The sequence below is a fragment of the Bradyrhizobium sp. RDM12 genome, assembly GCF_051917485.1.
GTDB lineage: Bacteria > Pseudomonadota > Alphaproteobacteria > Rhizobiales > Xanthobacteraceae > Bradyrhizobium.
In genome coordinates this window covers 4,696,837-4,716,282 of the sequence record NZ_CM133064.1, presented here as the reverse complement: position 1 = coordinate 4,716,282, position 19,446 = coordinate 4,696,837, and the positions used below count along the sequence as shown (strand labels likewise).

Here is a 19,446-nt window from a genome sequence, read left to right as displayed (position 1 = left end):
TGATCCGACCGGTGCCAACGTCGGCAAGTCCGCGGGCTGGCTGCGCGCTCGCAACGACGATGCGATTGGAGCGACGGCGCTATGCGCCCTATGCCGCCGCCCTCTGCTTCGCCACCATCGCCTCGCCAAAAGCCTCGAACAGCTTGCGGTTGACGGGATTGCGCTGCGGGTCGTATTCGGCGTGCCATTGCACACCGAGTGCGAAGGTCGCCGCTTCGCCGATGCGAATCGCTTCGATGGTGCCGTCCTCGGCGATACCTTCGATCAGCACGCGCTTGCCGGGATCGAGGATGCCCTGCCCGTGCAGCGAATTGACCCGGATCTTCTCGCAGCCGAGGAGCGTTGCGAACGCGCCTCCCGGCGTGAGATCGACGTCGTGACGGTCGGCGAATACGACGGTCGGATCGGGATGGATCTCGCCATTTTCGAGCCGGGGCATGCGGTGGTTCATGCGGCCCGGGATTTCGCGGATCTCCGGATGCAGCGAACCGCCGAAGGCAACGTTCATCTCCTGCAGGCCCCGGCAGATGCCGAACAGCGGGATGCCGCGTGCAACGCAGGCGACGGAGAGCGCGAGCGCGACCTCGTCGCGATGGATGTCGTAAGGCTCGTGCTTCTGGCAGGGGTCGACGTTGAAGCGGGTCGGGTGCACGTTGGCGCGCGCCCCGGTGAGCACGATGCCGTCGACGGTATCGAGCAGAGCGGCGATATCGGTGATGTCGGGCGAGCCCGCGAACATCATCGGCAAGCCGCCGGAGACCTCGGCCACGGCGCGCAAATTGCGCTCGCCGACCATCTGGACCTGAAATCGATTTTCGACGCGATGGGCGTTCCCGATCACGCCGACGACCGGCTTTCTCATCTCCCGTTCCGACCTCCCCGCCGAAGAAGATTCTCCAAAGATGCCCTTCGGAGGGAACAAATTCAACAGAAGGGATCGCGGGACGGCAATGCTATTTCGCGCAAATGCCCATGGGATGACGGCCATGGCACTCCTTCAAGGGGCCGGCGTTGGCCCCAGGAGGTCCCGGTCGCGTCAAACCGGCGCGCGGCTGCAGCTTGCTCCCTGAGGGGATTTCACGAAAGAGTGGTCCTGCCGCCTTCGAAAAGGAAACGATGTGACCAATCCCACAGATGAACGGTCCCGGACCCGCACCGACCTCGCCTGGGCCATGTCGTTTGGGGGCATCGGCGTCGTGCTGTTTGCCACCCTACTGGCCTTCACCTGGTATTTTGCCGCGACCCTGCTCCTGATCTTTGCCGGGATGCTGCTGGGCGTCGGGCTCAACGCGCTGACCAACGCGCTCGGACGACGCGTGCACCTGCCGCATCCGTTGCGGCTCGCGATCGTCTGTACGGCACTCGCTCTGATGCTCGCGGGGTGGCCTATCTCGGCGGCGCCACCATCGCCGAGCAGGCTTCACTGCTCAGCAACACCATCAAATCGCAGATTGCACACGTCAAATCCTTCCTCGATAATCGCGGCATCGACACCAGCTTCTTTGATCTCGGCAGCGCCGCGCCCGCCTCTTCCACCAGCGACGCGGCCTCGACGCCTGCCCCGAGTTCGAACGCACACGGCCCATTGCCGGGCGCCGGCGCGCTTGCCTCCAGCGGCGGGGCGATCGTGAGCCAGACCTTCAAGCTGCTGTTCGGGGCGATCAGCGCCGTCGGCAACATCTTCATCGTGCTGTTCCTGGGGCTGGCCTTCGCGGCGCAACCCCGCGTCTATCACGACGGCCTGCTGTTTCTCGCACCGGCGAAACATCGCATTCGCACGACCCTTGTCATCGACCGCATCGGCGAGACGCTGGAGCGTTGGCTGATCGCGCAAATCATCGTCATGCTGGCGGTCGGCGTGGTGACCTGGATCGGGCTTGCCATCATCGGCATTCCGGGCTCGTTCATCCTGGGAATCCAGGCCGGCCTGCTCGCCTTCATCCCGACCGTCGGCGCCATCATCGCCGGCGTCGTGGTGGTGCTGGCGAGCCTCGCGTCAGGGTGGATTCCCGCGCTATCGGCGCTGATCCTGTTCCTGGGCGTGCACGCGATGGAGAGCTACGTGCTGACGCCGCTGCTCCAGCGCCAGGCGCTGGACATTCCGCCGGCCACGCTGTTCGCGTTCCAGATCCTGCTCGGCGTCGTCTTCGGAGTCTGGGGCCTGGCGCTGGCGCTGCCACTCGTCGCCATCGCCAAGGTCATGATCGACCATTTCAAGACGTATGAGACGCCGCCTCTCGCAGCGGCGGCCTGACCCCGATCAGGTCGTCAGCACGGTCTCGGTGTGCTCGACTTCCGGGGGCGAGGCAAAATACTGGCCAACGAGTCCGCGCCATTCCGTGAAATTATCGGAGCCGCGAAAATCGACGGTGTGGTTCTCCAGCGTCGCCCATTTCACCATCAGCCGGTAGCGCTGCGGCTTTTCGATCGATCTGTGCAGCTCAAACCCGTGAAAGCCCCTGGAGCGGCCGAAGGCGGCCTTGGCCTTGGCGACGGCGGCCTCGAAATCCTTCTCGCTGCCCGGCTTGACGTCGATTTGCGCGATCTCGGTGATCATCGGTTTCCACCCTTTGCTTGGTGAGCGAATCTACCGCAGCTGGCACCAAAGAAAAAGGCGCCGAAACGGCGCCCTGCCCGGCCGAAAATGCGGCGCTCTCAGGCAAAAAGCAACACGGTGCCAGCAACGATGAGCGCGCAACCGAGAAACAGCGCGATCGGCCAATAGCTGCGGCTCTGCGTGTAGCGCCCCTGAGCGCGGCGCTCGGCAATCAGCGCGGTCTCGTATTCGTCCGCGGTCGAGAACAGACAAGCGAAGCCGCCGCGCGTCGAGACCGCCGCGGCTTCGAGCGACATCAGGGCTGCCTGCGGGTTCTGGGGACGGATCGATTCCATGACCGCAATGGTAGGAACCGAATGGTAAACAGGGGATTACCGCGAAGCCCTATCGTCTCAGGCCGTGGCCGGCTGTGTCTTGGAGTCCGGCTTCGCGGCACCGATCCGCGCGGCGCTCTGGCGGCGCCAGTTTTCCAGCGACAACGGCAGCTCCTCCGCGGCCTCGACACGGTTACGGCCGCCGCGCTTGGCCTGGTAGAGCGCGGTATCGGCCGAGGCCAGCAGCACCTCGAGCTCGGTGCCGGCGGGGCCGCCGGCCACACCGATGCTGACGGTGGTGTCGACCGGGCCGTCATCGACGACGACACCGGAGGTCTCGAACGCCTCGCGTACGCGCTCGGCGACCAGCACACCCTCCTCCAGCGCGCACGGCAGCAGGGCCGCGAACTCCTCGCCGCCGATGCGGCCCGACAGGTCCGAGATGCGCAGATTGTTGATCACCACGGTCGAAAACAGCTTCAGCATCTCGTCGCCGGCGGGATGGCCGAAGCGGTCGTTGATCGACTTGAAATGGTCGATGTCGAAGATCATCACCGTGACCGGGCGGCCGCCCTTGGCCTCGCGCTCGATCATCCGCGCACAAGCTTCCGAGAAGCCACGGCGGTTGAGCATGCCCGTCAGCGGATCGGTCGACGCGGCAGTGCGGTGCGCCGTCACCGTGCGCTCCGACACCAGCATGAAGATCACGAACACGGTGCCGACGGCATAGAGCACGAGCTCGACCGCGAACACGGTGACCCAGACGCTGCCGGAGAAGCCGGCATCGTTCGGGCGCAGGAAGCTGCCGAGCAGGATCGGCAGCATCAGCACGCCGCCGTGCATCACCGGCACCACGAAAGCCGGCCAGCGTCGTTGCAGGCTCTTGCGCCGTTCGACCCAGAGCTCGCTCGCGGTCAACGCCGCATAGACCGAGACAATGCCGGCGCCGACGATCATGCGCAGCATGGACGCGGTGGGATCGAGCAGCATCACCGTCGCGATCCAGGCGAGCGCGCCGAGCACGAGGCCGGCCCAATTCGGCTTGCGGCCGTGGAAGACGCGCGCCGCATTCCACACCATGCCGCAGGCGACGAAGCCGACCGCGTTCAATGCGAGAGAGAGGTGCGGGCCGAGCTTGTCGCCCGTCGCCGTCCACAGCGCGACGGAGGCTGCGCCGAGCAGATAAGCGGTGCCCCACCATTTCAGCGCGGGGCTGTTCTCCTGTCTGCCGAAAAACACCATCATGGCGCCGAGCAATGCGGCGACCATCGTGGCGACCAAATAGAGCGTGATGCTATCGAGCGACATCATGTCGACCCCCTCTTGAACATAGCAGTTACGCGATCGGCACATCCGATTTGCGCGCCCTTCCGGATGCGACGCTATGTCCCGCGCCTTCCATTCAGGTTTTCACGGGAGCCCAAGTTTTCGGGAAACTCGTCTTCAATTTGCATACAAACGAACAGCAAAAAGGGCGCTGAAATCAGCGCCCTTTTTGCATCTCATTGAAGCCGCTTTCGCGGCGAATGTGACCGAAGCGATTAACGCTTCGAGAACTGGAAGGACCGGCGGGCCTTGGCCTTGCCGTACTTCTTGCGCTCGACCACGCGGGAGTCGCGGGTGAGGAAGCCGCCCTTCTTGAGCACGGTGCGCAGCTCGGGCTCGAAATAGGTGAGCGCCTTGGAGATGCCGTGGCGAACAGCACCGGCCTGACCGGACAGACCGCCGCCGGCGACGGTGCAGATCACGTCGTACTGACCGGAACGGGCGGCCACGGAGAACGGCTGCTCGATCATCATGCGCAGCACGGGACGGGCAAAATAGACCTCGACCTCGCGCGAATTGACGGTGACCTTGCCGGCGCCCGGCTTGATCCAGACGCGGGCGACCGCGTCCTTGCGCTTGCCGGTGGCGTAGGCGCGATTGAACTTGTCGACCTTCTTCTCGTGCTTGGGCGCATCGGGCGCCGCCGCGGTCTTGAGCTGCGAGAGCTGGTCGAGCGACTGAATGGATTCGGCCATGTTATGCGGCCCTCGTGTTCTTGCGGTTCAACTTGGCGATGTCGATCTGCTCGGGCGTCTGGGCCTCGTGCGGATGATCAGCACCGCCATAGACGCGGAGGTTGCCCATCTGGACGCGGCCGAGCGGACCACGCGGGATCATGCGCTCGACGGCCTTCTCGAGCACGCGCTCGGGATGCTTGCCTTCAAGGATCTGGCGCGCGGTGCGCTCCTTGACGTGGCCGACATAGCCGGTGTGCTTGTAGTAGGTCTTCTGCTCGCGCTTGCGGCCGGTGAGGACAGCATGCTGGGCGTTGATGATGATGACGTTATCGCCGCAATCAACGTGCGGGGTGTAGGTCGGGAGGTGCTTGCCGCGCAGACGCATGGCGACGATGGTGGCGAGACGGCCGACGACCAGACCCTTGGCGTCGATCAGCACCCACTTCTTCGTCACCTCGGCCGGCTTTGCCGAAAAGGTTTTCATGTCAGAGTTTCCGTGGACGGGGAATAGCGGCGCGAACACCGCACCGGACTGCGCGGCTTTCTAGAGAAGAGCCTCGCAACGGTCAATGCCCGAAGATCTAAATTATATCAACAAAATCAGTATCTTAAAAATATGGTGCTATAGTACCTGCAAAAAGATCAAACATTTGGAATGGAATAGGTCGATGTGACATGGGCGATCGGATCCGGCGAGGTCCCAGACAACAGGTTCACCTCCCCGACCGCAAGGCGCTTGCCGAGCTTGAGCAGCCGGGCCTCCGCCAGCACATCCTGCCCGGGCTGGCCCTTGCGCAGGAAATTGATGTTGAGATTGGTGGTCACCGCGAGCCCGATCGGCCCGATCGCCGACAGCAGCACCACGTACATGGCGAAATCGGCCAGCGCCATCAGCGTGGGGCCGGACACGGTTCCGCCCGGCCGCAGCATCCGTTCGCTGAAGCGCTGGCGCAAAAGGCAGGTCTGGCCGTCCGCGCTCTCGATCGTGATGTCGTCGCCGCCGAAGGCCTGGGGAAACTCGTCGCGGAGAAACTGCTCGACCTCCGCCACGCTCATTTTCGCTAACGCCATGCTGTTCCCCACCCTCGCTTCACATCGCCTGTTACATTAAGTTATCTGCATCATCCAAACGTAATAATCCAACCGGAAACGCCGCAATGTCCGCCCACGCCGCCCGCGCCCCCTCTCCGCAACCGCCAATTCTGCTGCGCGAAATGGTCGGCCCCATCGCCGTGCTGACGCTGAACCGACCGGCCGCGCGCAACAGCCTGTCGCAAGCGACGATCGCCTCCCTGCGTGTCGAGCTCGATGAGATCCGCGACAACAAGGCCATCCGCGGGGTCGTGATCGCCGCCAACGGTCCCGCCTTCTCGGCCGGTCACGACATGAAGGAGCTGACCGCACGCCGCACCGATCCCGATCGCGGCCGCGCCTTCTTCGCAGAGATGATGAATGCCTGTAGCGCGATGATGCAGGCCATCGTGCATCTGCCGAAACCGGTCGTCGCTGCTGTCCAGGGCATCGCGACCGCGGCCGGCTGCCAGCTGGTGGCGAGCTGCGACCTTGCGATCGCGTCGGAGGCGGCGAGCTTCGCCACGCCCGGTGTCGACATCGGCCTGTTCTGCTCGACACCGATGGTGGCGCTATCGCGCAATGTGCCCCGCAAGCAGGCGATGGAGATGCTGCTCACGGGCGAGCCGGTCCCGGCCGCGCGCGCCCGCGAGATCGGTCTCGTCAATCGCGTGGTCGCCGCCGGCACCGAGCGCGACGCCGCGATCGCGCTTGCCCAACAAGTCGCGCTGAAATCGGCCTACACCGTCAAGCTCGGCAAGGAGGCGTTCTACCGCCAGGCCGAGATGAGTCTTGCGGACGCCTATCGCTATGCGGCAGAGGTGATGACCGAGAACATGATGGCCCGCGACGCCGAGGAAGGCATCGGCGCCTTCATCGAGAAGCGCACGCCGACATGGCGGGATGAATAATTCCGTCATTGCGAGCGAAGCGAAGATTCCATGGGGAGTGGATAGCAGCCAAGTCTGAGGCCAGACTGAGGTTGCTGAAACACTCAACCTGGAGACAATGATGTTGCTCGATCATCCTTCCGACGGACTGGCCGCTATCCGCACGCAGTTTGGCGCAATTTTCGTGTCATTGGAACTGAGCCGCTCGACATGGCTGGTGACCTCGCTGTCGCCCGGCAAGGGCGAGAAGATGTCGAAGCGCAGCGTGGAGGCCGGCGATCTTGCGGAACTCTTGAAGCTGTTTGCGGAGCTGAAGCGCAAGGCACAGGCGCGAACGGGTGAGAGCTATCCGATCATCACGATCCAGGAGGCGGGGCTGGACGGGTTCTGGCTGCACCGCGCTTTGCAGCAGGAAGGCATCGAGAGCCACGTGGTCGATCCGGCCTCGATTGCGACGCCGCGCCGGCGCAGGCGGGCCAAGACGGATCGGCTCGATGGCGAGACGCTGTTGCGGGCGCTTCTGGCCTATAAGCGCGGCGAGCCGCGGGTCTGCGCGATGGTGGTGGCGCCCTCTCCGGAAGCGGAGGACCGCCGCAGGCTTTGCCGCGAGCGGCGGACATTGATCGCCGAGCGGATCGAGCATGTGAACCGGATCAAGGGCGTTCTGTTCGCGCAAGGGATATTCGGCTACGTGCCGCTGCGGCGCGATCGACGGGCACGGCTCGAAGCCTTGCGGACCGGAGATGGGCGCATGCTGCCGGCGCATCTGAAGGCCCAGATCAGCCGCGAGCTCGATCGTCTCGAACTGCTGCTCGACCAGATCGCGGCGGTGGAGCGCGAGCAGGAGGCGTTGCTGGTCGTGAGCAAGCCAGCCGGGGAGAAGGCGGATCCCGTCACGATGCTGCTCGCCCTGAAGAGCATGGGCCCGAACTTCGCGGCCGTTCTCTGGACGGAGGCGTTCTGGCGGCAATTCGCCAACCGCCGTCAGGTTGCGTCCTATGCCGGTCTTGCGGCCACGCCATGGCGGAGCGGCGGCATCGAGCGCGAACAAGGGGTGTCGAAGGCCGGCAATCCGCGGCTGAGGACCACGATGATCCAGCTCGCCTGGTTGTGGATACGCCACCAGCCTCAATCGGCGCTGACCCAGTGGTTCAAGGCAACAGCCAGCGCGGCCGCAAGCGCACGATCGTGGCGCTGGCCCGCAAGCTGCTCGTGGCCTTGTGGAAGTACGTGACCGCCGGCGTCGTGATCGAGGGAGCCGTGATGAAGACCGTCGCCTGATGCAACGCTTCCCGCAGCCTTAAAACCAATCAGCCGAGGAACGATCAGCCTCGGCCGATCCGGGGTGGACGAACCGATGGATTGCATGGCTTCAAACGCCGCAACGAAGAATGGTCCCGTCCTCTCGAGCCTGCCCGCCGCAAGCGGAATGTTGGTGCAGTCACTACCGCGCGACGACCGGATGTGAGTTTGATCTGGCACGCAAAACCAGATTGTCAAAACCGGCTCGACCCTGAGATCGCTGAACCATAAGGAGTAGTTCGCCCGCGGCCTCCCGACCACACAAGCCTGATGGCGTGCTCGATCACGTCAAGGTCAAGCCGCTGCGCGGCGGCTCTAACGAGCCGACCTTGACGCGATCTCCGCGCGCCATCCGAAACATCCCGCGGTCGGGACGAAGAGCTGGCCTGCAATCGAACAAAGAGCTGAACAACCGCCTTGACACACCTAATCCCCATGTGAGCAATCCAGAAATTCCCTCGGCGGAACAGGCTGGATTGCTTCGTCGCTTCGCTCCTCGCAATGACAGCAAAAAGATGAGTCAGATGAACCACGACGCCTATCCCGACAACTACATCCGCAGCATCCTCAACAGCGTGAAGTCGATCGCGATGGTCGGCGCCTCGCCCGTCAACGTGCGGCCGAGCTATTTCGCGTTCAAATATCTGGTGCAGCGTGGCTACGACATGATCCCGATCAATCCGGGTCATGTCGGCAAGGAGCTGCTCGGGAAGCCCTTCGTCGCCTCGCTCCGCGACATCGGGCGTCCCGTCGACATGATCGACATTTTTCGCAACTCCAGCCACATCATGCCGGTCGTCGAGGAAGCCCTCACACTCGACCCGCTGCCGAAGGTGATCTGGATGCAGCTTGGCGCGCGTGACGATGCGGCGGCGGAAAAGGCCGAGGCCGCGGGCGTCAAGGTCGTGATGAACCGCTGCCCAAAAATCGAATATGGCCGGCTGTCGTCGGAAATTTCCTGGATGGGCGTCAATTCGCGCACGCTCAGTTCCAAGCGGCCGCCTGCGCCGACGCAAGGCATGCGGCTATCCCTCAATCGGATGAGTGTCGGCGGCGGCGAGACCGCGGCCTCCGACCGTGCTGCCAAAAACAAAAGCGAGCAAAGCTGACGCGATAGATCTCCATTGCGCGAGCGTGACAATGCGCAGCGCCGACCCTGTGAAGCCGCGGCTTGACGACGGGCGCGGCGCCGATCAGCATGGCGCGCGATTTCAGACCATGAGAACAGGACGCCCCAATGAGCGATCGCCTTCCGGGATTTTCGACCCTCGCCGTGCATGCCGGTGCACAGCCCGATCCCACCACCGGTGCGCGCGCGACTCCGATTTATCAAACGACATCGTTCGTATTCAACGACGCCGACCACGCCGCCTCGCTGTTCGGCCTGCAGGCGTTCGGCAACATCTATACCCGCATCGGCAACCCCACCAATGCGGTGCTGGAAGAGCGCGTGGCCGCGCTCGAGGGCGGCACCGCCGCACTTGCAGTGGCCTCGGGCCATGCCGCGCAGGTCGTGGTGCTGCAGCAATTGCTCCAGCCCGGCGACGAGTTCATCGCCGCGCGAAAACTCTATGGCGGCTCGATCAACCAGTTCTCGCATGCGTTCAAGAGCTTCGGCTGGAACGTGGTGTGGGCCGATCCCGATGACGTCGCCAGCTTCGAGCGGGCGGTGACCCCGCGCACGAAGGCGATCTTCATCGAGTCCATCGCCAACCCCGCCGGCAGCATCACCGACATCGAGGCGATCTCGACGGTGGCGCGCAAGGCGGGCGTGCCCTTGATCGTCGACAACACGCTGGCCTCGCCCTACCTGATCCGCCCGATCGACCACGGCGCCGACATCGTCGTGCACTCGCTGACGAAGTTCCTCGGCGGCCACGGCAATTCGCTCGGCGGCATCATCGTCGATGCCGGCACCTTCGATTGGTCGACCGGCGGAAAATATCCGATGCTGTCGGAGCCGCGGCCGGAATATCACGGCATCCGCCTTCAGGAGACGTTTGGCAATTTCGCCTTCGCCATCGCCTGCCGCGTGCTCGGCTTGCGCGATCTCGGGCCCGCCCTGTCGCCGTTCAATGCCTTCATGATCCTCACCGGCATCGAGACGCTGCCGCTGCGCATGCAGAAGCACTGCGACAACGCCAAGGCCGTCGCCGAATTCCTCGCCGGCCATTCCGCGGTGTCCTCGGTGAACTATGCCGGGTTGGCAAGCGACAAATACAACCAGCTCGCGCGCAAATACGCACCGAAGGGCGCGGGCGCCGTGTTCACCTTCAGCCTGAAGGGCGGCTATGACGCCGGCGTCAATTTGGTGTCGAAGTTGCAACTGTTCTCGCATCTGGCCAATGTCGGCGACACCCGCTCGCTCGTCATCCACCCGGCCTCGACCACGCACAGCCAGCTCGACGACGCCGCCAAGATCAAATCCGGTGCCGGGCCCGACGTGGTCCGGCTCTCGATCGGCATCGAGGACAAGGAAGACCTGATCGCAGACCTGGAGCAGGCGCTGAGCGCGTAGCGCTTCAACGCCGTCCATCCGGACCGGGATCTGGCGCAGCGCCATGCCGAAGGCTCCGCGCCAGCTTCCGTCGCTACGGTCGCTCAACGCTCCCACGGTTCAACCGGGCATCATGATCGCGACTGCCCAAGGATGGCCATGAATATCGCCGTGCCGGACATCGAAACGCTTTTCCCAATTCCCTCGCAAACCAGCGCTCACGATAAAAGGTTCTTGTTGCAGACCATAGCTCTCGCCAAGAGAGCGCTGGGCTCGTTTTCTTTCGTCGAGATCGGCTCCTATCTCGGCGGGAGCCTGACCCCGTTTCTGCTCGACCCCGCATGCAAGGCGGTGCTTTCAATCGATGAAAGGGGGCGGCAACAGCCGGACGAGAGGGGCGCCAGGTACGACTATTCCGGGATCACGCACCAGACCATGGTCGACAATCTGGTGTCTCGTGGCGTTCCGACGTCCAAGCTGACAACGTTCGACGGCTCGGTGGATTCGGTCCAGGGGGCGGAAAACAGCTTCGACATCGCTTTCATCGACGGCGAGCACACCGACATCGCCTGCTTCAGGGACTTCCTGTGGACGCTTCCGCTGGTGAAGAGCGATGCGATCGTTCTCTTTCACGACAGCACGCTAGTCTACAAGGCGCTCCGCATGATCGGCCTGTACATGAAGAAGTCGGGACAAAAGCATTTGTTCGCGAAGAACAATGAATCTGACGTCACGGCCCTCTTCCTTGGAAAATTCGCCGAGGTCGATTTCGCGAGAGAGTTTGGTCAAGCCGCGAACTGGGAAGAGTTTTTCGACAAGTCGGAAACAGAGGTCATCCAGCACGTTCTGAAGAACAGGGTGAGCATTCAATTCGACGCGGTCGTCACCCCGGTCAGGACCTTCCCCGCCTGATCAACAGAGCGCGTGAAAGTTCGTCACGGAACGGACCGCGGTTAACAGTCATTAACCACATCTGCCGCATATATGGTCTTTGGATCACGCCTTTGATTCGGAGCCGAAAATGCTGCGCTGGATGGTACCTGCCCTGGCGGCGATGCTGACCGTTTCAGCCGCTGTTGCCGCCGATCTGCCGGCGACGCCGAAGCGGCGGGCCGTCGCTCCGCCGCAGGAACCGCCAAGGGTCTATATCGAGACCGATCCGGATGCCTTGATCTCGCCGGCCTATGGCGTCGGCAGTTACATCCGCAATCTGCCGGGCACGCCGCTGCTGCCGGGCTCATATACGCTGCCGGGTTATTACGGTCGCCCCTGGGACTACGACTATCAGCGCCCATACTATGGCGGGAATCAGGTCGATTATTTCTGGCGTCTGCCCTACGCGTGCGGCATCTACGGCTATTGCTGACCAGCTGATCAGCCGGCCTGACCGATCGGTATCACGCGCGGCTGCATCTCAACCGATTGCCGAGAAGCGAGCCGTTCCGCCTGCATCACCGCAAGCGTGAGCACCACGATCGCAACCGCCTGGTGCGAAAGCGCGAGATCGATCGGCACCTGGTTAAGCAGCGTCAGGATGCCGAGCACCGCCTGCACGCTCACGGCCGCCAGCAGCCAGAGCGCACCGCTCGCCGCCGAGCCTGCGCGTGAACGCAGCGCGTCGAACGCATGCAGTGCCGCCAGTGCGAACAGCAGATACGCCGTCATGCGGTGCTCGAACTGCACCGTCAGTACATTGTCGAACATGTTGCGCCACCACGGCGTCTCGAACCACAGCCGCTCCGCGGACGGAATGAAGGCGCCATCGATCTGCGGCCAGGTATTGTAGGCGCGTCCGGCGCGCAAGCCCGCGACCAGTGCACCGAAATAGATCTGGATGAAGGTCACGACCACCAGCACCGCGCTGGTGAACCGCAGCCGCGCCGGAACGGCAGGCTGCGGCCGGTCGGCGAGCCGCCGCACCGTCCAGACGATGCCCGCGAAGATCAGCAGCGCCAGCACCAGATGCGTCGCGAGCCGATATTGCGACACCTCGACCCGCTCGGACAGACCTGACGCCACCATCCACCAGCCGACCGCCCCCTGGAGGCCGCCGAGCCCGAACAGCAGCCACAGCCGCCGCTTCAACTCACCGGGCAGGCCACCGCGCCACAGGAAGAACAGGAACGGCAGCAGATAGGCGATGCCGATGAAGCGGCCGAGCAGCCGATGGCTCCATTCCCACCAGAAAATCTGCTTGAACTCGGAGAGCGACATCCCGGCGTTGAGCTCGCGATATTGCGGGATCTTCTTGTAGGCATCGAATGCGTCGGTCCATTGCGTCTCCGACAGCGGCGGAACGCTGCCGGTGACGGGCTTCCACTCGACGATCGACAGGCCCGATTCCGTCAGCCGCGTCGCGCCGCCGACCAGCACCATGAGCGCGATCAGGGCAGCCACTGAGATCAGCCACCAGCGCACGGCGCGATGCGGGTTTTTCGGAACGGAATTCGTCGTCATTTCAGGGGCAAGACCAAGCTTGTACCTAAGCTACTTGAACCGGACTGCGTGCCCCTTATAGTCCCCGCTCACGCAGTGCAAGTTACGCGAAAGCCGCAATATTCCGCCATGACCATCCGCACCCGCAAGTTCCTCGGCGCCATCCTGCTCCTCGTGCTGGCCACTGTCTGGGCCCTGCTCGGCATGGCAGCGGCGCAGATGCCGTGGATCGCCGAGTCCGGCTGGCGGCAGGCGATCTACTACGTTGTGGTCGGCATGGGCTGGGTACTGCCGGCCATGCCGATCGTGAGTTGGATGCAGCGGCCCGATCGCGCCAAATCTAGCTCGTAACGCTGCCCGTCGGTTTCACCGGCGCAAACGCGACACCGGACACCAGCACCCGCATCACGCGCAGCGAGCGCACCCTTCCGTCCCAGGAAATCCGCGGTAGCGCGCGCAGATTGGTGCGCCCCTCTGCGTCCACGATGCCCGGGATGGTCGACACCGCGCTGGCGAAGCCGGCCTCCTCCGCCATCACGACGTGGCTGCGCCGGAACGAGCCGCGATCGCCCAACGGAAACGCCAGATGCCGGATCTCGCGGTGGAAAGCCGCTTCCGCCACCGCCTTGCCCATCGTCATCTCGCGCAACGCGGCGGTGTCCTTCAGATTGGCGAGAACGGGATAGTTCACGGTCGCACTGCCGATCGTGACCAGTGGGTCGGCAGCTAACCTGGCCAGATCCTCCCAATCCATCGACGCCTCGCGCGAAAGTGCGGCGAGATCGATCCGGTAGCGCGTGCAAAGATCGGCGATCGCGGCGGACAGCTCCGCCGGCGGCAGCGAGCGCAGCCAATTCTCGATGAACGAAAACAGCGCCTGCTTCTCCGCATTATCAGTGACGGTGAAGCGCTGCTCCCTCGCCCATCATCAGGCTGATGCGGCTCTGGCGCGCGATCACTTGCTCGAGCCCGAGCCACCACGCCTCGCCGATCCCATCCGGAAAGGCGGTCGGAACGTAGAGCGTGAACGGCACGGCGTGGCGCGCCAGCACCGGATAGGCGAAGCTGATGAAGTCCTTAGGCGCACCGTCGAAGGTGAGCGCCACGAAGCGCCGCCTCTGCGGCAGCGTCACCGCGCGCCGGCAGACCTCGTCCATGCCGACAAAATCATACTTCCAGCGCTTCAGCGCGCGAATGGCGCGATCGAGAAATTGCGGCGTGATCTCGTTTCGGCGCAGCGGCTGGAAGGCGCCGCTCTGCCGCGGCCGCACGCGCTCGAAGCGCAGGATTGCGCCGGCGCCACGGCTGCGCAGCAGCGGCTGGCCGGTGAACCAGGCTAGCTCGAGCCGCAACCGCTCCGGCCATCTATCGACGGATGCCAATATCCCACCTTCGCGTTCGCCGGCGGCCCGTTCCCTCAGCTATTGTCATTACCCTTTGTTGACATTTATTTGCAAAGGTCGGCCACAGGCCGAAATACGTATTTTCGTTTTCTCGACAGGTTTCGCGGATGACCATGGCTGCGGCGATGCAAAGCCGGACGGCAGAATCGCCAGCGCGGTCGAAAGCGAGCCGCATCGCGCATGTCGACCTCATCAGCGATATTGCAGAGGCTGAGGCGGCTTGGCGTGCCCTCGAAGAGCCCGGTCATCTCTTCACGCCCTATCAGCGGTTCGATCTCCTGAGTTCGTGGCAACGATCGGCCGGAGAACGCGAAGGCGCCCGTCCGTTCGTCGTGATCGCCCGCGACGCCGAGCAGACTCCGCTCGCGCTGCTTCCGCTCGCGCTGCGCCAGGGCCACGGCGTGCGCACGGCCTGCTTCATGGGCGGCAAGCACACGACCTTCAACATGGCGCTGTGGAACGCAGAGTTCGCGGCAGAGGCCGTTGCCGCCGATCTCGACGTGCTGTTCGCGCCGTTACGTGATCGGGTCGATGTTCTCGCGCTGATGCAGCAGCCGAAACGCTGGCATGACCAGCAGAACCCGTTTGCGCTGCTGCCGCAGCAGAGCGCGATCAATGGCTGCCCGCTGCTGACGATGGAGCCCGGTGGCCCGCCCGCATCCCGGATCGGCAACTCCTTCCGCCGCCGGCTGAAGAGCAAGGAGAAAAAACTTCAGACGCTCGCCGGCTATCGCTATCATCTTGCGACGACGGACGCGGACATCAGCCGCCTGCTCGACTGGTTCTTCCGGGTCAAGCCGGTCCGGATGGCCGAGCAGAAGCTGCCGAACGTCTTTGCCGAGCTAGGGGTCGAGCAGTTCATCCGCAGCGCCTGCCTCGCGCCGCGCGGCGAAGGCCGTGTCATCGACGTTCATGCGCTCGAATGCGAAGACGAGGTGATCGCGATCTTCGCCGGCGTCGCCGACGGCCAGCGCTTCTCGATGATGTTCAACACCTACACGATGTCGGAGCACGCCCGCTACAGCCCGGGTCTGATCCTGATACGCTACATCATCGACCGCTACGCCGAGCGCGGCTATCGCTCGCTCGACCTCGGTATTGGAACCGACGAGTACAAGCGCATGTTCTGCAAGGACGACGAGGACATTTTTGACAGCTTCGTGCCCATGACCTCGCGCGGCAAGCTCGCGGCGATGGCAATGTCCTCACTCAACCACGGCAAGCGCCTGGTCAAGCAGAACCAGATGCTGTTCGACCTGGCGCGACGGCTGCGGCAAGCGTTTGGATAAGCACCGAAGCACTCCCGTTCCTTACGCCGCCACCACGCGGGGTCCTTCCATGCCCTCGGACGGCTGCACCGGCCGGCTCAGCATCGTCACTTCGCTGAAGCCGACCGCCTTGAGCTGCTCGCACATCAGCGTGCGCGCATCCAGATCCATCGAGGCATCGGGCACCACGACGGCGCGAGCGCTCGCCGTCAGCAGCTCTGCGGGCAAGTCTTCGGCACTGCCGGCGTCAACGAGCACGTGGTCGTAGGCCCGCAGCAGGGCATCGATCGCGAGCGTCACCCGCGGCGACTGAAGCAGGCTGCGATCGAAGCCGGGACGGCCGGCCATGACCAGATGCAACCGCGAGAGCTTGTCGCGCGTGATGACCTGCGCAAACGAGACCTGTCCCTGCATCAATTCGGCAAGACCGGGCGCCATCGGATCGACCGACACCGCAGCAATCGTCGGCGAGGACGCGGCGAGATCGACCACGACGACGCGCGCGTTGCGCGCGAGGTGGCGGGCGAGCGTCAGCGTCGACAGCGTGATGGCATCGCCCGAGGCGGTGCCGAGCACGGTGACCTTCTTTGCACCCGCTCCTGCCGCCATCAGGCTTTCGGCCAGCTGCCCGATCTCGGCGAATTCGCTGGCATCGGCGTTGGCCGTCATCGTTGGCTGAAGCGGGGCCGGCTCGACCGCATCCACGACCGGCTCCTGGCGAGTCACAGGCCGCGGCAGCGCGGCAAGGGCACGCGGCGCGGTCTGGTGCAGAAGCTCACCGGTGACGACGAGACCTGACGAGAGCAGCAGTGTCGCCAGCGTCGCGATCAGCACGATCGGCAGCTTCTTCGGATAGGCCGGCGTGTTGGAGACGATGGCGCGCGAGATGATGCGGCCTTCCGCCGGCGCGGAATCGATGCTCTCGCGGGTGCTGGCCTCGCGGTATTTTCCAAGATAGGTCTCGAGCAGGTCGCGCTGCGCCTTGGCTTCACGCTCGAGTGCCCGCAGCTGGACATCCTGACCGTTGGTCGAGGTCGCCTGCTTCTTGAGCTGCTCGAGGCTCGCGATCAGGCCGTCGACCCGGCCGCCGGCGATCCGCGCGTCGCTTTCGAGCGAGCGCGAGATCTTGGCCGCCTCGTCGCGGATCTGATTGTCGAGGTCGCCGAGCTGTGCCTTCAGCTCCTTGATGCGCGGGTGATTTCCGAGCAGCGTCGACGACTGTTCGGCGAGTTGGGCCCGCAGCGTCACTCGCTGCTCCGACAACCGCCGCATCAGCTCGGAATTCACGACCTCGGAAGCTTCGATCGGCTTGCCACTCTGGAGCATCTCCTTGATCAGCCGCGCCTTGGATTCCGCATCCGCCTTCATCGAACGTGCATTGTTGAGCTGAGTGTTGACCTCGCCCATCTGCTGGTTCGACAGCGTGGTGTTATTGGTGCCGACGAAAAGCGACGATTTGGAACGGAAGTCCTCGACCTTGGCTTCGGCGTCGGAGACCTTCTTGCGCAGATTTTCGATCTCGCCCGAAAGCCACTGGCTGGCGTTGCGGGCCTGATCCTGGCGCGCATTCTGCTGCAGCACGAGATAGCCGTCGGCGATCGAATTGGCGACGCGCACCGCCAGCTCGGGATCCTGCGACTGGAATTCGACGACGATGACGCGCGACTTGTCGACGGCGTAGGCCTGGAGGCGATCGTAATAGGCGTCGAGCACGCGCTCTTCCGGTGTCATCGAGAACGGATCGCGGCCGATGCCGACCAGGGCCGCAAGCGACTTCAGCGGGGAGACGTCTTGCAGCACCGGGTCGAACTCGGGGCGCTCCGCAAGCTTGTTCTTCTTGATGATCTCACGCGCGAGGTCGCGCGACAGCACGAGCTGCACCTGGCTGGTGACCGCCTCGGGATCAAGCGCCTGCCGCTCCTCGGTGCTGCGGTCGCTGCTCGGCCGCAGGAAGACGTTCTCGCGGCCGTCGATCAGGATGCGCGATTCGGATTTGTAGCGCGGCGTGATGAGATTGATGACGGCGACGGAGACGACGAGAGCCAGCACCGTCGGCACGATGATCCAGCCGCGCTTGTGCGCGAGTGCGCCACCAAGCGCGTGCAGATCGATGTCACCGGATTCGGCAGGTGCCGGCTGCGCAACGACCGCCGCCGGCCTGGCTTCAACTCTGGGCTTGGTCCCAAGCTTGGCCTTCGAAACGGCCCGCTCGATGACGGCCTTGTCCTTGCCGGCACGCCAGAACGCTAAACGCATCGAACACTCCCGCAGGGCAACGCCACTCGTGTAGATCAACCGGGCCGATTACACTCCATTAAGGTTGCCGCGGGGTTAATCGCGACGTCCTGCGAGTAACGCAGGCGCGCTCGTCACCATTTGTTAACCACGAGGCCCCTTAATCCATCTCGATATTTCGAGAACGTTGTTCGGCATTCGCCGTCGAGCGCTGGTTTGATCATGCCCCCTCTCCCGACCAGCCGCTTCGAATCCTGCACGCCGTACGCGCGCCAGTCGGCGGCATCTTCCGGCACATCCTCGACCTCGCCAACGGCCAGGTCGATCGCGGTCATCAGGTCGGCATTCTCGCCGACGGCATTACCGGCGGCGAGCGCGCGGACAAGGCGCTGGCCGAGCTTGCACCGCGGCTGAAGCTCGGCGTGCACCGGCTGGCGATCCGCCGCGAACCCTCACCGGAGGATTTCCTGGTGTGGCTGCGGATGCGCCGCCTGATCGCCACGCTCAAGCCGGACGTCATGCATGGCCACGGCGCAAAGGCCGGCGCCTTCGTGCGCATGCGGCGCCGCGCGGATGACACCATCCGCATCTACACCCCGCATGGCGGCTCGCTGCACTATCCGCTCAACACCCTGAAGGGTGAGTTTTACGCGCGGCTCGAGCGCACGCTGATAGATGCGACGGACCTGTTCCTGTTCGAGAGTGCCTTTGCCCGCGACACCTACCAGCGCATCGTCGGCACGCCCAAGGGCGTGGTGCATTGCGTCTTCAACGGCGTGACGCCGGAGGAGTTCGAGCCGGTCGTGATCGCCGATGACGCCACCGACCTCGCCTATGTCGGCGAGTTCCGGCATATCAAGGGCGCCGACCTCCTGGTCGACGCAGTGGCCCGGCTGCATGAAAGCGGCAAGAAGGTCACGCTGACGCTCGGCGGTGACGGCGAGGAGACGGCGACGCTGAAAGCGCAGGTCGAGCGGCTCGGCCTGACGGACGCGATCCGCTTCATCGGCCACGTCAAGGCGCGCTACGGCTTTTCCAAGGGGCGCCTGCTGGTCGTTCCCTCGCGCGGCGATTCCATGCCCTATGTCGTGATCGAGGCGGGCGCGGCCGGCATTCCCATGATCGCAGCGCGCGTCGGCGGCATCCCCGAGATCTTTGGACCCGAGAACCCGGCGCTGTTCGCAGCGAGCAACGCCGAGGCCATGGCCGAGGCAATCGCCGCGGCGCTCGAAAATCCGCAGGGAACCGCGCAGCGCGCATTGTCGCTCCGCGAGCGGATCTCGGCGCATTTCTCCCAGCGGGCGATGGTTGACGGCGTGCTCGCGGGTTACCGCGATGCATTCGCAAATCATTAACCACTCTCAAGGCCGCTTTAGAGAATCTTCCGATTTGTCCGATATCCGATGAGCCTTGGGGGATGCTCGCCCGGAGCGCAACGCGGCGCCCGCGGATCTTTGGAATGGACGTGGA

17 protein-coding genes and 3 pseudogenes are annotated in these 19,446 nt (G+C 64.2%); 10 read left to right on the top strand and 10 right to left on the bottom strand.

Going from position 1 to position 19,446, the window contains the following annotated elements; translation table 11 throughout:
* Positions 1–88 precede the first annotated feature (88 nt).
* Entirely contained in the window at positions 89–862 is a 774-nt protein-coding gene (locus tag ACTGJ9_RS23060) for a gamma-glutamyl-gamma-aminobutyrate hydrolase family protein (protein ID WP_456672970.1), read from the bottom strand.
* Between the two features lie 256 nt (positions 863–1,118).
* On the opposite strand from ACTGJ9_RS23060, the pseudogene ACTGJ9_RS23055 reads away from it, so the two are divergent.
* Positions 1,119–2,254, top strand: a pseudogene (locus ACTGJ9_RS23055) (AI-2E family transporter).
* A 6-nt stretch (positions 2,255–2,260) separates the two neighbouring features.
* On the opposite strand, the gene ACTGJ9_RS23050 reads toward ACTGJ9_RS23055, so the two are convergent.
* From ACTGJ9_RS23050 to ACTGJ9_RS23025, 6 genes are all read right to left on the bottom strand, one after another.
* Complete coding sequence (locus ACTGJ9_RS23050) at positions 2,261–2,557, bottom strand: antibiotic biosynthesis monooxygenase family protein (RefSeq protein WP_456672969.1); 297 nt, start codon at positions 2,555–2,557, stop codon at positions 2,261–2,263.
* Between the two features lie 98 nt (positions 2,558–2,655).
* On the bottom strand, positions 2,656–2,892 hold the full coding sequence (locus ACTGJ9_RS23045; RefSeq protein ID WP_456672968.1) for a hypothetical protein: 237 nt from the start codon (positions 2,890–2,892) through the stop codon (positions 2,656–2,658).
* A gap of 57 nt (positions 2,893–2,949) precedes the next feature.
* Positions 2,950–4,182, bottom strand: a complete 1,233-nt coding sequence (locus ACTGJ9_RS23040; RefSeq protein WP_456672967.1) for a diguanylate cyclase — start codon at positions 4,180–4,182, stop codon at positions 2,950–2,952.
* Positions 4,183–4,412: 230 nt separating this feature from the next.
* Complete coding sequence (gene rpsI / locus ACTGJ9_RS23035) at positions 4,413–4,892, bottom strand: 30S ribosomal protein S9 (protein WP_007611021.1); 480 nt, start codon at positions 4,890–4,892, stop codon at positions 4,413–4,415.
* A gap of 1 nt (position 4,893) precedes the next feature.
* Positions 4,894–5,358, bottom strand: coding sequence for a 50S ribosomal protein L13 (gene rplM, locus ACTGJ9_RS23030; protein WP_456672966.1), 465 nt, complete (start codon positions 5,356–5,358; stop codon positions 4,894–4,896).
* 158 nt (positions 5,359–5,516) lie between these two features.
* Positions 5,517–5,945 carry a PaaI family thioesterase gene (locus ACTGJ9_RS23025; RefSeq protein ID WP_456672965.1) on the bottom strand — a complete coding sequence of 143 codons (429 nt, stop codon included), beginning with the start codon at positions 5,943–5,945 and terminating at the stop codon, positions 5,517–5,519.
* Between the two features lie 86 nt (positions 5,946–6,031).
* Between ACTGJ9_RS23025 and ACTGJ9_RS23020 the strand changes: the two genes are divergently transcribed.
* The 6 genes and pseudogenes from ACTGJ9_RS23020 (at position 6,032) to ACTGJ9_RS22995 (ending at position 12,000) form a co-directional block, all read left to right on the top strand.
* Positions 6,032–6,856 carry an enoyl-CoA hydratase gene (locus tag ACTGJ9_RS23020; protein ID WP_456672964.1) on the top strand — a complete coding sequence of 275 codons (825 nt, stop codon included), beginning with the start codon at positions 6,032–6,034 and terminating at the stop codon, positions 6,854–6,856.
* A gap of 97 nt (positions 6,857–6,953) precedes the next feature.
* Positions 6,954–8,116, top strand: a pseudogene (locus ACTGJ9_RS23015) (IS110 family RNA-guided transposase).
* A gap of 545 nt (positions 8,117–8,661) precedes the next feature.
* Entirely contained in the window at positions 8,662–9,246 is a 585-nt protein-coding gene (locus ACTGJ9_RS23010; RefSeq protein ID WP_456672963.1) for a CoA-binding protein, read from the top strand.
* 128 nt (positions 9,247–9,374) lie between these two features.
* Positions 9,375–10,655: an O-acetylhomoserine aminocarboxypropyltransferase gene (locus ACTGJ9_RS23005; RefSeq protein WP_456672962.1), complete on the top strand. Its 1,281-nt coding sequence runs from the start codon at positions 9,375–9,377 to the stop codon at positions 10,653–10,655.
* Positions 10,656–10,793: 138 nt separating this feature from the next.
* A complete protein-coding gene (locus tag ACTGJ9_RS23000; RefSeq protein ID WP_456672961.1) occupies positions 10,794–11,546 on the top strand; it encodes a class I SAM-dependent methyltransferase in 753 nt (250 codons plus the stop codon).
* Positions 11,547–11,655: 109 nt separating this feature from the next.
* Complete coding sequence (locus ACTGJ9_RS22995) at positions 11,656–12,000, top strand: hypothetical protein (protein WP_456672960.1); 345 nt, start codon at positions 11,656–11,658, stop codon at positions 11,998–12,000.
* 8 nt (positions 12,001–12,008) lie between these two features.
* Here ACTGJ9_RS22995 and ACTGJ9_RS22990 read toward each other — a convergent pair whose 3' ends face one another.
* Positions 12,009–13,091 (bottom strand): COX15/CtaA family protein, encoded by a 1,083-nt coding sequence (locus ACTGJ9_RS22990; RefSeq protein WP_456672959.1) that lies wholly within the window; start codon positions 13,089–13,091, stop codon positions 12,009–12,011.
* Positions 13,092–13,199: 108 nt separating this feature from the next.
* Between ACTGJ9_RS22990 and ACTGJ9_RS22985 the strand changes: the two genes are divergently transcribed.
* Positions 13,200–13,421, top strand: a complete 222-nt coding sequence (locus ACTGJ9_RS22985) for a DUF2842 domain-containing protein (RefSeq protein ID WP_045003154.1) — start codon at positions 13,200–13,202, stop codon at positions 13,419–13,421.
* Here ACTGJ9_RS22985 and ACTGJ9_RS22980 read toward each other — a convergent pair.
* A pseudogene (locus ACTGJ9_RS22980) lies at positions 13,411–14,452 on the bottom strand (polysaccharide deacetylase family protein). The gene ACTGJ9_RS22985 and the pseudogene ACTGJ9_RS22980 overlap by 11 nt on opposite strands.
* Before the next feature lie 128 nt (positions 14,453–14,580).
* Between ACTGJ9_RS22980 and ACTGJ9_RS22975 the strand changes: the two are divergent.
* Positions 14,581–15,762: a GNAT family N-acetyltransferase gene (locus tag ACTGJ9_RS22975; RefSeq protein WP_456672958.1), complete on the top strand. Its 1,182-nt coding sequence runs from the start codon at positions 14,581–14,583 to the stop codon at positions 15,760–15,762.
* A 21-nt stretch (positions 15,763–15,783) separates the two neighbouring features.
* Here the strand turns inward: ACTGJ9_RS22975 and ACTGJ9_RS22970 are convergent, their stop codons facing one another.
* The gene (locus ACTGJ9_RS22970) at positions 15,784–17,997 is read right to left on the bottom strand and encodes a GumC family protein (RefSeq protein ID WP_456672957.1); all 2,214 of its coding nucleotides are present in this window, start codon (positions 17,995–17,997) and stop codon (positions 15,784–15,786) included.
* A 230-nt stretch (positions 17,998–18,227) separates the two neighbouring features.
* On the opposite strand from ACTGJ9_RS22970, the gene ACTGJ9_RS22965 reads away from it, so the two are divergent.
* Positions 18,228–19,331: a glycosyltransferase family 4 protein gene (locus ACTGJ9_RS22965; protein WP_456678597.1), complete on the top strand. Its 1,104-nt coding sequence runs from the start codon at positions 18,228–18,230 to the stop codon at positions 19,329–19,331.
* The last annotated feature ends 115 nt before the right edge of the window (positions 19,332–19,446 follow it).